The organism is Psychrobacter namhaensis (assembly GCF_016107545.1).
GTDB classification, from domain to species: Bacteria; Pseudomonadota; Gammaproteobacteria; order Pseudomonadales; family Moraxellaceae; genus Psychrobacter; species Psychrobacter namhaensis.
Genome location: NZ_JABASS010000023.1, coordinates 1 through 15,782 on the forward strand (window position 1 = coordinate 1; position 15,782 = coordinate 15,782).

Annotated in this window: 10 protein-coding genes; 7 read left to right on the forward strand and 3 right to left on the reverse strand. The window is 46.1% G+C overall.

Features of this window, described 5'->3' with window-relative positions; genetic code table 11:
- Positions 1-187: 187 nt before the first annotated feature.
- Positions 188-1,129 (reverse strand): DUF808 domain-containing protein, encoded by a 942-nt coding sequence (locus tag JFC06_RS11860; RefSeq protein WP_198335203.1) that lies wholly within the window; start codon positions 1,127-1,129, stop codon positions 188-190.
- A 526-nt stretch (positions 1,130-1,655) separates the two neighbouring features.
- Here JFC06_RS11860 and JFC06_RS11865 point away from each other — a divergent pair.
- The 5 genes from JFC06_RS11865 (at position 1,656) to JFC06_RS11885 (ending at position 7,643) form a co-directional block, all read left to right on the forward strand.
- The gene (locus JFC06_RS11865) at positions 1,656-2,495 is read left to right on the forward strand and encodes a DsbC family protein (RefSeq protein ID WP_198335204.1); all 840 of its coding nucleotides are present in this window, start codon (positions 1,656-1,658) and stop codon (positions 2,493-2,495) included.
- 271 nt (positions 2,496-2,766) lie between these two features.
- On the forward strand, positions 2,767-4,125 hold the full coding sequence (locus JFC06_RS11870; RefSeq protein ID WP_193005383.1) for a homoserine dehydrogenase: 1,359 nt from the start codon (positions 2,767-2,769) through the stop codon (positions 4,123-4,125).
- 135 nt (positions 4,126-4,260) lie between these two features.
- Complete coding sequence (locus JFC06_RS11875; protein ID WP_198335205.1) at positions 4,261-5,442, forward strand: thiolase family protein; 1,182 nt, start codon at positions 4,261-4,263, stop codon at positions 5,440-5,442.
- Positions 5,443-5,947: 505 nt separating this feature from the next.
- A complete protein-coding gene (locus tag JFC06_RS11880; RefSeq protein WP_198335206.1) occupies positions 5,948-6,796 on the forward strand; it encodes a DUF2382 domain-containing protein in 849 nt (282 codons plus the stop codon).
- Positions 6,797-7,046: 250 nt separating this feature from the next.
- Positions 7,047-7,643, forward strand: a complete 597-nt coding sequence (locus JFC06_RS11885; protein ID WP_198335207.1) for a YsnF/AvaK domain-containing protein — start codon at positions 7,047-7,049, stop codon at positions 7,641-7,643.
- 98 nt (positions 7,644-7,741) lie between these two features.
- Here the strand turns inward: JFC06_RS11885 and JFC06_RS11890 are convergent, their stop codons facing one another.
- Both JFC06_RS11890 and secA read right to left on the reverse strand, forming a co-directional pair.
- Complete coding sequence (locus JFC06_RS11890) at positions 7,742-8,287, reverse strand: hypothetical protein (protein WP_198335208.1); 546 nt, start codon at positions 8,285-8,287, stop codon at positions 7,742-7,744.
- A 324-nt stretch (positions 8,288-8,611) separates the two neighbouring features.
- Positions 8,612-11,407 (reverse strand): preprotein translocase subunit SecA, encoded by a 2,796-nt coding sequence (gene secA / locus JFC06_RS11895; protein WP_198335209.1) that lies wholly within the window; start codon positions 11,405-11,407, stop codon positions 8,612-8,614.
- Between the two features lie 519 nt (positions 11,408-11,926).
- On the opposite strand from secA, the gene mutS reads away from it, so the two are divergent.
- Both mutS and fdxA read left to right on the forward strand, forming a co-directional pair.
- Positions 11,927-15,109, forward strand: a complete 3,183-nt coding sequence (gene mutS, locus JFC06_RS11900; protein ID WP_198335210.1) for a DNA mismatch repair protein MutS — start codon at positions 11,927-11,929, stop codon at positions 15,107-15,109.
- 242 nt (positions 15,110-15,351) lie between these two features.
- Positions 15,352-15,675, forward strand: a complete 324-nt coding sequence (fdxA, locus tag JFC06_RS11905) for a ferredoxin FdxA (protein ID WP_193005376.1) — start codon at positions 15,352-15,354, stop codon at positions 15,673-15,675.
- The last annotated feature ends 107 nt before the right edge of the window (positions 15,676-15,782 follow it).

Below are 15,782 nucleotides of genomic sequence, written 5' to 3' on the forward strand. Positions count from 1 at the left end.
ACAGAACTCAGTCCTTGGGTTAAACTAAACCGTCCAAGTTTTGGGGGTCAGTTCAAGTTGACAGCAACTTTGGGGCTTTTTTATTTTAAGCTTTCTTTACTGTGAAAATTAATGAATAGCGCTTATTTAAACAATCATCTCATCGATCAAGAAAGCAAAGTGACAATCAGATAGTAGGATTGGTAAATTAGTGTGCAGAAGACGCTTTGTCATCCTTACCACGCACTTTACCAATGGTCGTAACAATCGCCACCACAATAGCACCGATAATCAGCCCAACCAGTCCATTTAATAACGTCGCGGTCAAACCTTCAAACACCCCAGTGAGATGGGCAATGTCTTCTACGCCATAATGCAAAAAGCCGATACCGTGTACGATAATACCGCCGCCAACTAAGAACATCGCAATCGTGCCCGCTATCGATAAAAACTTCATAAGCTTGGGCGCGGCCGCGAGCATAAACTCGCCAAACTTGTGTTTGCTGTCACCTGCTTGTGATTTCTCAATCAGATGCAGACCTGCATCATCAATCTTGACAATGCCTGCAACCAAGCCGTAAATACCGACCGTCACCACAGCAGCCACTATCGAGAGCACGATACCTTTTTGGACAATATCGCCACCAGCAGCTGTGACCGCGCCTAAAGAGATGACAATAATTTCAGCTGACAGAATAAAGTCTGTCCGTATCGCGCCTTTAATTTTATCCTTTTCAAAAGCCACCAAATCTACGGTTTCATCGGCATTGGCTTTGCGATGGGCATTTTGCTCTTCATCATGCGGCAGTAGCGTCGGCCAAAATTTATGAATGACCTTTTCAGCCCCTTCATAACTCAGATACAGCCCTCCTATCATCAGCAGCGGGGTGATCAACCACGGTATAAAATAGCTGATCAAGAGCGCCGCTGGCACTAAAATCACCTTATTAACGGCCGAGCCTTTGGCGACTGCCCAGATAACAGGCAGTTCACGACTTGGCTTCACACCAGTCACCTGCTCAGCATTAAGTGCCAAGTCGTCTCCTACCAAACCCGCTGTTTTTTTTGCCGCGACTTTAGTCATAACAGACACATCATCCATCAATAGACTTATGTCATCAAGCAATAGTAATAAACTGGCACCTGCCATGTGTGCTCCTTAGCGTACGTTTAATTTGTTAAAATAAATAATTTTAAAAGGTGATTAGCAGTAGCCTACCTAGGCAGACGATGATATTAAATAGTACAAATGTATCTTGTCTTTTGAGTTTGTGCTTATTAATATCGCTATCATCAAAGCGCTTGATAAGGAGTAACCTGCTGCTGGAACAAGTGTTTTATCCCATCGAACGATTTTATAAGCACACGCTAGAGAAATAGTTACCAGTAGCATATGGTTATCAGTGTGACAACTAATGCATCTGTTCTATGACGCTCCACCCCTAAGATGACTCTATCTATTTACCCATCTAGACGACTCACCTGTAGCGGTTATTTATGATAAATATGCTAATATAGATGACACCCCCTCTTATCTTTTTTAGTCAATAAATGATAGAAAGCCCTGCAAAATTAACCCTTTAAAACACCATCCATACGCCTTATTATGTAGAACCATATACCCTTTTTTCTAAAAAACGAATTCATATTTAGGCAGCCGCCTACAGGACACCCCTATGTCATCCCCCGTAACAAAAAACATTTTTTCGCGCAGCCGTTTATCTCGTTTTATGATGGGCGCGTTGCTCGTGGTTGTGGCCGCTGGCTGCTCAAATAATGCAGCGGACGCAACCAACAACACCAGTGTCGTCAATAGTACAGAAACCAAGGTCAGTGCTGCTAAAACGTCAGCTGATAGTGACCCTGAAGTGGTAAAAGCGTTACAAGCAAATTTAAACGCTTCTGGCATCGAAGAAAACATCGTATCAGCGGTGCCAACGGATATGGAGGGTATTTATTGGGTAACGGCTGAAGGACTGCCGTCTTTTTTCACTGACACGTCTGGTAAACATATTATTCAGGGTCAAATCATCGCGGTGGGCGAAGCAGCCCCAGTTGATATCAGTGCTGCACTGGTTGCCAGTACCGCGCAAGAAGCCCTAAAAGCGGTGGATAAAAAAGAGATGATCATTTATCCGGCGAAAGGCGTGACTAAATCGGTGGTTTATGCCTTTACTGATGCAGACTGTGGCTACTGTCGTAAATTGCATGAAGAGATGGCGGATATCAATGCGCGCGGTATCGAAGTACGTTATTTGGCGTGGCCACGCAGTCAAGAGTCCGTTCCAAAAATGGAAGCCATCTGGTGCAGTCAGGATCGCAATGCCGCCATGGATCAGGCAAAAATGGGCGCCAATGTACAAGCGCCTAACTGCGCCACTCCTGTCCAAGAGCACATGGCGTTAGGGGCAAGACTGGGTGTGCGTGGTACCCCTGCTATCTTTACGGAAGCAGGACAACAAGTGGGTGGCTATCTCCCCGCGGCGCAGTTGGCTCAAGCGGTCGGTGCTGACTAAAGGGTTGCTCTATGACTTGATACCTTATTGGTATCTGTGAACATGGCGACATTGTGTAGACGTCACAACTGCTTGTCGGTATGATAGGATAAAGCGCTATGAAAAATCAGCAGCACACTTTTATTTGAGCACTTTTTATTCAACTATAATGAAACAGAAGTAAAACTGCTACTGTCAATATGCGCGCAACTAGTACGCTTAGCACCGCAAGTGAATTTGACCCATAACAGTTTTATAGTGGCTTCATTATATTTAACCTTTTGAGGATACTGTGAGCAATTCCATCAAACTAGCGATACTTGGTCTGGGCACCGTCGGCACGGGTGTGATCAACCTAATCAATGACAATTTAGATGAGCTAAAACGCCGTAGCGGACGCGATATTATCATTACCGAAGTGGGTACGCGTCGTCAACGCGATGATATTGATTCAAACATCATGCAAAACAGCGATTTGATGGCCATTGCGGCAAGCGATAATGTCGATATCGTGATCGAAGTGATTGGCGGTACTACCTTGGCCAAAGACCTCATCATGCATGCCATCAAAAACGGTAAGCATGTGGTGACCGCAAACAAAGCGCTGTTGGCTGAGCATGGCAATGAGATTTTTGCTTTCGCTGAAGCCCACAACGTCCATGTCGCTTATGAAGCAGCTGTGGCAGGCGGCATTCCGATTATCAAAGTGATGCGTGAAGCGCTGGCTGCCAATAAAATCGATTGGCTGGCAGGTATTATTAACGGTACTGGCAATTTCATCATGACCGAAATGCGTGACAAAGGTCGCCCGTTTGCCGATGTACTGTCTGAGGCGCAAGAGCTGGGTTATGCAGAAGCAGATCCAACGTTCGATGTTGAGGGTATTGATGCCGCGCACAAATTGGCCCTACTCGCCTCTATCGCCTTTGGTATTCCTTTGCAGTTTGACAAAGTTTACTGTGAAGGGATCACGGGTATCACCTTGCAAGATGTGAACTATGCTGAAGAGCTTGGCTACCGTATCAAACACTTAGGCTTTGCGGTACGCCGTGATGGTCAAGGCAATGCTGACGATGCGGGTGTTGAGCTACGTGTACATCCAACACTTATTCCACAAGATGCGTTATTGGCCAATGTCAACGGTGTAAAAAACGCTGTGCTAGTCAACTCGCATCCGCTTGGGCAGACGCTCTATTGTGGTGATGGTGCGGGAGCTGGCGCGACCGCTTCGGCTGTGATGGCTGATGTCATGGACTTGGTTCGCGTGCTGGGTAGCAAGGATAACGACGAGCAAAGCAACAGCGTTCAAAACAACCATGGTCATCACGTCCCGCATCTGGCGTTCATCCCTGAACAGCTATCAGACACCCCGATATTACGGGCTGAGCAGATGATTACTGGTTATTATTTGCGTGTACATGCTTATGATAGCCCTGGCGTATTGGCTGATATCACTCGTATCCTAAGCGATGCAGGGATCAATATCGATGCGATTTTACAAAAGCCTGCGCACAAAGTAGGCCAAGTACCAGTGATTATCTTGACGCTACCTGTGGTTGAGAGTCAGATGAACCTCGCCATCGAAAAAATTGAAAAATTAGACACCATTACTGATAAAGTAGTACGCATTCGCTTAGATGAGCTTGCATAAGTCAGATACTTAGCAGACCCGTCACTTAACAAGCGAAACAGTGGTTAGTTAGTAGTTACGTGACAGTTCATAAGCACTTGTTTTTACTATCAGTAAAACACTTTCATTTAAAATACGTAAAAGGGAATAATAACGATGTCAAATGATGCAATTGTAATTTTAAACGGTGCCCGTACCCCAATGGGCGGCTTCCAAGGCGCGTTAAAAGACATGAGCGCGACAGAGCTTGGTGCTGCGGCCATTAAAGCTGCTGTCGCACGCTCAGGCGTTAGTACTGACAACATTGATGAAGTCATCATGGGCTGTATCTTAACTGCAGGCTTAGGCCAAGGCCCTGCCCGTCAAGCAATGCGTAAAGCGGGTCTATCTGATGCAACTGGTGCCGTGACCATCAATAAGCTGTGCGGCTCTGGTCTAAAAGCAGTGATGCAAGCCCATGACGGTATCAAAGCGGGTAGCTTCGATGTGGCAGTGGCGGGCGGCATGGAATCAATGACCAATGCCCCTTACATCATGCCAGGCGCGCGTGGTGGCTATCGTATGGGTCATCAAGAAGTCAAAGATCATATGTTTTTAGATGGCTTAGAGGATGCTGAAACGGGTAAGCTCATGGGCAAATTCGCTCAAGAGATGGCCGACGAAAAAGGCTATACGCGTGAGCAGATGGATGAGTTTGCTATCGAATCGCTAAATCGCGCGCTCACAGCGATTAAAGATGACCACTTCAAAGACGAGATCGAGCCCGTGACGTTTAAGACGCGTAAAGGCGAGCAAACGGTCGATACCGATGAGCAACCTGCCCTTGCCAATGCTGAGCGCATCCCAACTCTGCGTCCAGCATTCGCAAAAGACGGTACGATCACAGCGGCAAACGCCAGCTCAATCTCAGATGGCGCTGCTGCTGTCGTGGTCATGAAAGAGTCGCAGGCAAAAGCGGAAGGTCTTGATTATCAAGCCCGCATCGTTGCTACTGCTTCAAACTCACGCCACCCAAGCGAGTTCACTATTGCACCGATCGGGGCAATTGAAAAAGTCTTAGCTGGCGCTGGCTGGTCAGTGGCTGATGTCGATTTATGGGAAATCAATGAAGCCTTTGCGATGGTTACCATGGCTGCTATGGACGAGCTAAAAATTGAGCATGCTAAAGTAAACGTCGAAGGCGGCGCATGTGCGCTGGGTCATCCAGTAGGCTGTTCTGGTGCCCGTATCCTCATTACACTTATTAACTCGCTCAAACGTACAGGTGGCAAAAAAGGCGTGGCGACGCTTTGTATCGGTGGCGGCGAAGCTGTGGCCGTAGCCATTGAATTACCTTAAACTTAAATTGCCCTAAACGTGGTTAGCGTTAAAACTTATTCCAAAATCAAAACTGCGAATAACCGTATCAATTCGCTTAGTATAAAGTTTTACGACGTTTAAAACGTTTACTTATTTTCTTACTTCTTTTTTGAAAACCGCAGCGCTTATTGCCCTGCGGTTTTTTTGTGTTTGTCTCATCTTCATGCAGGTAGAACATTGCGTTATGTAAAGGTACGTTAACTTATCCCCCTAGGTGGGGTGCCACACTTACAGCCTATTACACGCAATTACTGCAAGCCCACACTTTGCTACCTTGCTCATATATCTCATCCAAAATCATGATGTTACGATAATTACAAGTTGAGGTAGCGGCTAGGCGCAAACTAGCTAGCCAACTACTGACATCGTTTTACATCAATTTTCGTTTTATAGAAATTTTTGTAATGAAGCAATTTACTCTTAGAAGTTTTAATATTTAAAAATATAACTATTAAACATTAACTCATAAAAAAGGAAGACAATAATGAGCCAACTAATCCGTTTAAAAGATATTCAAGCCACTCACCGTGACCTTATTGGTGATGACTATTATGACCCAACTCACAAAACCGCTTACGGCGTTAACGAAGAAAAAATCGGTAAAATCGAAGGCGCGTTGGTAGAAGACACAACTGGCCGCATTCGCTATTTGATCGTTGATGCTGGCGGTTGGTTCAGTTCAAAAGAAGTGCTAGTACCAGCTGGTTTGGCCCGTATTGTTGGCGATGATGTATTCTTTGATAGCTTGACCAAATCACAAGTTGAAGCCATGGAAGAGTATGATCACGATTATCAGTACAGCTATAAAGAACAGTACGAAAAAGATCGCCAAGCATTTACTGCCGATACTGTTCCAGCAGCAGAACGTATGGACATTGAAGATCACGCCTATGATGCGCCAAACACGCTAGAGCTATTAGAAGAACGTTTAACAGTCAATAAAGATCGTATCGTGGCTGGCCTAGTAAAAGTGGGTAAGCACGTTATCACTGAAGAGCGTAACGTCGATGTTGAGCTAGAAGAAGAGCATGCGAACATTCAACGTACCAACGTAGATCGTCCGACCGATCGTCGCATTGGTGATGGCGGTGTTGATGACACGGTCGAAGTTCAGCTAGAAGCCGAACGTGCCCGTGTTGGCAAAGAGACGTATGTCTCTGAAGAAGTCAGCGTTGGTAAGACCTCTGAGCGTCACACTGAAACAATCGTTGAAACCATTCAGCGTGAAGAGTTAGATGTTGACCGTGATGGTAATGTTGTTGACCGCGAAGGCAACATTGTAGACCGTGATGGCATCACTGCTGAAGACGTGCGCCGCGCTCGTGGTATGTAATCAGCTAATTTGTCACATATTTTGTAGCACTATTCTACAAAAAAATAGAACTATGTGACTGTCATAAGCAGCTGGATTTTTATTCAGTGATTAAGGCCAGAGCACGTCTCTGGTCTTTTTTATGCTTCTCTATATTGCGCTTATTTACAAGACTGCGATCATCAGCACTTATAAGACGTAAACACGTCAAACAACAAGAAAGATGTATGGAAAGTACTTTTCAACATTTGATAATAATAAGGAGATCACAATGACAACCGACAATATTAATAATCTGCCTGAGCACAAGTTAGACAATTCCCAGGATAAGCCAGACACCGATCACCAGTCCCGCCTTCAACAAAAAAATGAGGAAAATAATACCGGGCAAATCGGCCACCTAGAGCTACTAGAAGAGCGTCCTGTGGTCAATAAAGAACGTTTGGACGTGGGCAAAGTCACCGTAACAAAGCACACTCGCACCAAGACTATTGACGTACCGATTGAGCTGGTAGAAGAATACATCACTGTACGCACCGAGTTTCATGATGCCGAGAGCCAAGACTTACTCTCTGGAAATTACGATGAAAAAGACGTGTTACGTCATGTTGAACCAGCGTTAGATAGCAAAGCGGTCATCACTGTTAATGATAAGCAAGTTGAGATCGGTGAGGCGCCTATTGAGATAGTAGTCTCACGCCAAGTGGCAACCGTTACAAAAGATACTTATGCCGTGCAAGAAATTGATATTAGTAAAAGCACGCACACCCATACGGATAGTATCCAAGTGTCGCTTCAGCATGAAGAGCTTGATGTTAAAGAAGAAGGGTTTTTAGAACATGAGACTGGGAATACTTATAACAAGTAAGACTCGGGTTTTGCACCACTACCGCCAAGCCCCTACCATTAAAAAAGCAACGCGAACGTTGCTTTTTTATTCTTATTCAGTGCTGTAACAAACTTAGCTTATATCGAATCTTCTTCTGTTTTCTTACACTCATAAGTGCTTATGTCTGCTGTATCCACGCCTGCCGTACGCATCACACCTGTTTCCCGGTCGTCATGGGCGACGCGCCATTGTACAAAACCTTCGCCACCATCAATGGCAGTTTCTGCTTTAAAGACTTCAGGGTTGGTCGCATCGTTGGTCTTAACTAACGTGGCTGTGCCTTTATCGGTATCAATGATGACTTGCTTCCCAGCATCTTTATAAGTGGCTTTGACCGTAAGCTCAGGGGCACATAAATAAGTAATCTGACTTACGCCCCCATTAATAGAAGCAATGGTGTCGCTTTCTACTTCATTAACGGTCGCGTCTTCACTATTGACCAATACATCACTAGGTTCTGCAGGATCCGCAGACATGGGTACTGATTGCTCTGCACTGATGCTGTCCTCTAAGCTTGGCTCTGGCTCTTGCTGCTGTTGACAGGCGCTGATGGTTAGTGCGCCAGCCAGCAAACCCGTTAAGGCAATAGAGGTGCGGCGTTGTTTTAATAATTCTAAATTCATAACACTCTCCAAAGTAAATATGCTAAATACTATAGCGTGTCCATAAATGCACGCCTATGTTGAATTTGTAAGTAATCGCTACAAAGCGCTCCATAACTTTAAAATAGCAGATTTTTTGCTCATTAAGAAGCGCCCTAATCCTTTAGTCCATTCACAAAAAAAGCCCCTATCTATTTTAGATAAGGACTTTTGATTACCTACTCACCATATCTGCTTTGCAATCTTTACGCCAATTTTAAAAACTTGGGTTGCTAGGCAAACAAGTATAACCTTTGGTAGATTTCACCAGTTCATCGCCGCTACTCACGAGTGATGAGCTAGGTATTAGATTTTACCATGGCACTGCTTATACTTAAGTCCTGATCCACAAGGACAAGGCGCGTTGCGACTGATATTCATACCAGCGTAAGGATTTGACTCACTAGCACTGCTGCCATTACCGGCCATAGCGCCACTCACAGCGGCCGCCGCGCTGCCTGCCAGCGTGCGGTCTTGTGTCTGTTTTTCTGCTTTATCGGCCGAGGCACTGTCTAAATTATCCACCTCATTGTGTTCGAACTGCATTTGCATCTGCGCTGCATTCTCACGTTGCTGGGCTTCTAACGCTTCTAGCTCTTCTTTGGTTGGGATATGCACACGTGATAGGTCTTGCACCGTCTCAGATTTAATGGCGCCAAGCATCATTTGGAATAACTCAAACGACTCTCGCTTATATTCTTGCTCTGGGTTTTTCTGCGCATAGCCGCGCAAATGAATCCCTTTACGCAGCTGATCCATTTGCGTTAAATGCTCTTTCCAATGCTTGTCTAGGCTTTGGAGCATAAAGTGACGCTCAAGTTGGGCAGCATCTTTTTCGCCCATCTGCTCACGACGACTGTGATAACGATCTAGCGCGGTTTGAATGATTTTGGCGCGTAATCCTTCTTCATCCAAGCGGCGATCTTCATCTAGCCAATCGTTGATTGGCATCGATATCTTAAACTCATCCTCAAGCTCATCTTCTAAACCATCGACATTCCACTGGTCATCGATAGAGCCTGGCGGAATAAACTGACTAATCAGAGCGTTATAGACTTCATGATGCATCACTTCGATGGCCTCTAACAGATCCATCTCTGCCAGTAAGTCATCACGCTGACTATAGATAACTTTACGCTGCTCATTGGCCACGTCATCATATTTTAGTAGATTTTTACGGGCATCGAAATCGCGACTCTCAACTTTACCTTGCGCGTTTTCAATCGATTTGGACACCATTTTGTGCTCAATGGCTTCGTCTTCTTTTAGCCCCATGGCACGCATCATATTAACCACGCGATCGCCTGCGAAAATACGCATCAAGTCATCTTCAAGCGATAAAAAGAAGCGTGACATACCAGGGTCACCTTGGCGACCCGCACGACCACGTAACTGGTTATCGATGCGGCGCGACTCATGACGCTCAGAACCAATGATATGCAAACCACCAGCCGCCACCACTTGATCATGCTTGACTTGCCACTGCGCTTTTAGACGCTGCATTTCTTCGGGACTGACCGCATCAATATCTTCGATAAACGACTGCCAATTACCGCCCAATATAATATCGGTACCACGGCCCGCCATGTTGGTCGCGATCGTGACCGACTTTGGACTGCCCGCCTGCGCGATGATTTCTGCTTCACGCTCATGCTGTTTGGCGTTCAATACATTGTGCTTGACGCCTTCTTGATCGAGCAAGTAGGACAGCTCTTCACTGGCCTCAATGGTCGCGGTACCGACCAGTACTGGCGCACCTTTGGCTTGGATTTCTTTAATCTCGCGTATGATACCTTTGTATTTGCCTAGCTTCGTTAAGAAAATCTGGTCATCCATATCGATACGAGCAATCGGCTCATGCGTTGGAATCACGATGACATCTAAGTCATAGGTTGATTTAAATTCTGCCGCTTCGGTATCCGCAGTCCCCGTCATGCCAGACAATTTGTCATACAGACGGAAGTAGTTCTGGAAAGTCGTTGTGGCCAGCGTTTGGTTTTCTGCTTGAATCTCGACGTTTTCTTTGGCTTCCATCGCTTGATGCAGCCCTTCAGACCAGCGGCGGCCCGGCATGGTACGACCGGTGTTTTCATCAACGATGACCACTTCACCATCATCAACGATATAATGAACGTTTTTGACAAACACATGATGGGCGCGAATGGCAGCTTGCACGTGAGCCAGTAAGGGTAAGCGGCTTGGGCTATACAAGCTTTCGTTTTCACCCAGCTCGCCCACTTCGATTAAGAAGCGCTCAATTTTTTCATAGCCTTTTTCGCTAATCTCAATCTGACGATTTTTTTCATCAATCCAGAAGTCTTCTTCTTCATTATTCTTATTGGCTTCTTCGTCTTTTGAACGTTTGAGCACAGGGATAATGGTATTAATCAGGGCGTACATACGTGACGAATCTTCGGCTTGACCCGAGATAATCAGTGGCGTACGTGCCTCATCAATTAAGATAGAGTCAATTTCATCAATGATACAGAAGTTCAGCGGGCGCTGCTTTTTTTCGCTCAGACTAAAGACCATGTTATCGCGTAGGTAGTCAAAACCGTATTCGTTGTTCGTACCGTAAGTAATATCGGCTCGATACGCATTGATCTTCTCTTGTGGCGGCTGCTGTGAATAAATCACCCCAACGGACATGCCCAAAAAGTTAAATAATGGACGGTTTAACTCGGCATCACGCGCGGCCAAATAATCGTTGACCGTGACCAGATGGACGCCTTTATCGCTGATCGCATTGAGATACATGGCCAAGGTGCCCATCAAGGTTTTACCCTCACCAGTCTTCATCTCAGCGATTTTGCCTTCGTGCAAGGTGATACCACCGATCAGCTGCACATCATAGTGACGCATACCATTGACTCGTAGCGATGCTTCGCGGCAGACTGCAAACGCTTCTGGTAATAAGGCATCTAAGCTTTCACCGTTTTGGTGGCGCGCCTTAAACTCTGCCGTTTTTTGTTGTAATTGCTCATCAGATAGGGCTTGTATCTCAGCCTCTCGTGCGTTGATCTTGCTGACCACTTTGCGCATGCGCTTTAGTTCGCGGTCATTTTTCGTGCCAACAACACTGCCTACAATCTTTGATAACATAATTTTTTGACCTATGGAAATATTCGATAATTAGTGCGCATTCGCCAACGCTTAGCTCGCCGCCTTGTCATCATCCAGCACAGTACCATTTAGTGAGGTACTGCCTAATATAGTCAGCTCAGAATAAAGGTGGTACATCCGTTAATGGTGTTCTATGGGTATAAATCTGTCTCGCTCGCTGTTCGCAAGCGTGACAGATGCCTCAAAATTCATACCAGCAGAACTCTTAGCTTTTTCAAGTGAACCGACTATACAGTGTCGCCTAATGAAGTATCGCCCAATTAAGTGTGCCGTCATTATATATGGTTATGACGCTGATGGATACAAGGGCAAAGGCCAGATATTTGCCGACGTAAAAACGCAACCGGACGTGTTAAAATAGTGTTTATAGGCTGAATCTTTCAAGCGTTTTCATTGACCCTTTAAGCGGAGTAAGTGACCAATTCTCACCCGCTATTTATTCTTATAAAAATAACCATTGCGCCGCCCGTAAACCCATTTAATCATAAGAGATCCTGCATGTCCGTTAAGCCCGCTGCTCAACCCCCTACTCTCTCAAAACCTGCGCCAGCAAAATACGCGGTATCAAAACAAGACACTACTGCCCCATTATCCGCTGACCGACTAGTGATAGGCGATGCCGTTTATCACTTGGCCGACCATACGCCGATGATGGTGCAATATCTAACCATGAAAGCCAACTATCCACAAGCGCTACTGCTGTACCGGATGGGCGATTTTTATGAGCTGTTTTTTGATGATGCTAAGCGCGCAGCCCAGATATTAGATATCACCTTGACCCGCCGTGGCACTGATAAAGCCGGTAACACGATTGCCATGGCAGGTGTGCCATTTCATGCAGCCGATAGCTATATGGCAAGATTGATTGCGGCTGGGCAAACGGTGGTGGTGTGTGAGCAAATCGATGAGTCAGCGACTAACAGTACAGCTGACAGCGCATCCAGCCTTCCTAATATGGGCAGCAAACAAAAGAAGGATAAAAGCAAGCCTACCATCATGCGCCGAGAAGTGGTTAAAACCCTGACAGCAGGAACGATCACCGATGACGCCTTAATTGCGCCCAACCACACCCCAACCGTGGTCGCCATCGACCTCTCCATTCCCACAAAATCTACTGGCAAGCAGCCTTTGCACGCTGCTATTAGCCAGATGGATTTGGCCGCTGGCACGCTCACCACACAAACGCTACATGCCAATCACGGTGACATGGAAGGGTTACAAACCCAAATGCTGACGGTGCTCGCACGCTTCGCCCCTAGTGAATGTATCATTAGCGAAGCGCTCAGTGAAAAAGCTGGCGAAGACTGGATGCTGTGGTTACGGCAAAACCTTGACTGTCCAATTATCGAAGTCGCGGCCAACGACTTTCATCGTGAGCATGCGACCACGACACTTTGCCAGCAATTTGAGGTGCAGCGCCTTGATGGTTTGGGGGTTGCAGATAACCCACTGGCTCAATCTAGCTGTGCAGCACTGATACATTATGCGCGGCAAACCCAGCAGCGTCATGTGCCGCAAGTCAACCAGCTCATCGTCGAGCACAGCGATGACTACTTAATTATCGATGCGGGTAGTCAGCAGAACCTTGAGCTGTTTACACCTGTCAGTAGCACTGGCACCTCATTAATATCTGTACTCAATCACTGTCAAACTCCGATGGGACGACGCTTACTCGTGCAGCAAATGAAGCGCCCACTGCGGCAGCATGACCGTATCAATATGCGTTTAGACGCGGTAGCCAGCTTACTAAATACAGCCAATCCGTCCAGCCCCTCTGATCCAAGGATGACTGATAACCGACTTGTCACAAGTTTGCGAGAGACGCTAAATACCATTGGCGATATCGAGCGTATCAGTAGTCGTATCGGCCTGATGAGCGCCAAACCTCGCGATTTGCGTAAGCTTGCTGACGGCATCAAAAGTAGCGCCGATCTCGCTACCCTACTGACGGACGCAGGCATTAGCCATGAAGATGCAGGTTTATTATCAATGCTAATGCAGCAACTGCCCGCCCAGCTACCGGTCGTACAGTCCGTCGCCGAATTGATTGAGCGTGCCATTGTCATCGAGCCGCCCGCGCATATTCGTGATGGTGGCATGATAGCCGCCGGTTTTGACAAAGAATTTGATCGCCTGACCCATCTCCATGACAATATCCAAGTCACTCTAGATGAAATGGTAGAGCGGGCGCGTCAAGACAATCAACTGCCCAGTCTCAAAGTTGGCTTTAATAAAGTCAGCGGTTTTTATTTTGAATTGCCTAAGATGCAGGCAAAAAACGCGCCTGCTCATTTTATCCGCCGACAAACGCTTAAAAGTAGCGAGCGCTTTATCACCGATGAGCTAAAAAACGTTGAGACAGAGTATCTGAGCGCGCAAACCTTAGCATTGACTCGTGAAAAAGAGTTGTACCAAGCGCTATTAACTAAGCTCAGTAGCCATTTGGCAGAATTGCAACAGCTAAGCGCGGCTATCGCCCAAATAGACGTATTAAGCAATTGGGCACAGCTGGCTATAAATTACCATTGGCAACGTCCAGTGATGGGCAGTGATGCAAAGGACAATAATGCAAAGGGCAATAGTGACTTAGAAACCAATCACTTAGAAAACGATCACTTAGAAAACAGTAGTCATGTAAAGAAAGACAGTCACACCAGTATCGATATCAAACAAGGCCGTCATGTCGTCGTTGAAGCCGCGTTAAAGCCAACGAACACTGACAATCACAGTCACACGCGGCAAGCCAATCATTTCGTTGCCAATGATTGCGAATTGGGCAGTAGTGAACATCCTGAGCGCCTGCTGTTGATTACCGGCCCTAATATGGGCGGCAAATCGACCTATATGCGCCAAACGGCGCTTATCGTTTTGCTCGCCCATTGCGGCAGTTTTGTCCCAGCCGTGCAGGCTCGTATCGGCGATATCGATCGCATCTTTACGCGTATTGGCTCAGCCGATGATTTGGCTGGTGGCAAATCGACCTTTATGGTGGAGATGATTGAGACGGCTAATATTCTCAATCAAGCCACCAATAAATCGCTGGTACTAATGGATGAGGTTGGGCGCGGTACGGCCACCACTGATGGCTTGGCAATCGCCCATGCCTGTGTCAATCGATTGCTAGAGATTGGCTGCCTGACGTTATTTGCCACTCACTATTTTGAGCTGACGCAATTGGCGGAGCCTGCTAAAAATAGCCAAAGCAGCATTCGTAACGTGCATGTCGCCGCCAGTGAAATCGATGGCCAGTTGCTACTCCTGCATCAAATTAAAGAGGGCGCTGCCAGCTCCAGTTTTGGACTACACGTGGCAAAGATGGCCGGTATCCCGGCTCAGGTTTTAGATGATGCCAAGCGTTACTTAGATACTCACTTAGAGGTAGATAACTTAAAGCGAGACAGTCTAACAGCGCCCACGCTACATGTGGAGACGCCAGTACCTCTTGATGACAAAAATGACTTAGCTAAGTCAGTAAACGATAAACGCCAACATGCAAAGCACCATGAGTCAGCAGAAGCCAATGTCAGCCATGTTAATGAAACACAAAACATGACTGACATTCCACAGCAAAATCAGCTGTTTAGCTTACAAGATGAGCTTAGTGCAATTGATCCTGATAGCTTAACGCCTAAGCAAGCGCATGACTTACTGTATCATCTAAAGAAAATCATCAGTCAGTAAAGGGAATTGTCAAATAGCCGTAAAGGCGCTAAAATACGCTTTATTTTCAGTCTATTCTATAGTCAGTACAAAGTAACATTGATACGTTAATAGCCCTGTGCCGCTGGGATAAGTTTTCTTCGCTTGCTGTGCGACTTCGTCACTCAAAGGCGTCAAAAATTTATCCCAGCATACGATATCAGTGTTAAAGTGCACCCACTATATTTAGCCATAAGCCAAATCAATAACAGGTAGACCTCACTATGACCTTTGTCGTTACAGATAACTGCATTCTTTGCAAATACACCGACTGTGTGGAAGTCTGTCCTGTGGACTGCTTTTATGAAGGCCCAAACTTCCTCGTCATCGACCCTGATGAGTGCATCGACTGCGCACTATGTGAGCCTGAATGTCCGGCCAATGCCATCTTCTCAGAAGATGAAGTGCCAAAAGGACAAGAGGTGTTTACCCAGCTAAATGAAGAGCTGGCACAAAAATGGCCCAACATCACCGAGATGAAAGAGCAACTGCCAGAAGCGGAAAAGTGGGATGGGGTGGAAGGTAAGATTCAGTATTTAGAGAAGTAAGTAAATTCTTTAAAACTGCTTAAAGTATTAAAATAAAGAAAACCACCTAATGTGAACTGACCCCCATAAGTTGGACACAACTTATGGGGTATTTTTATGCGTTACGA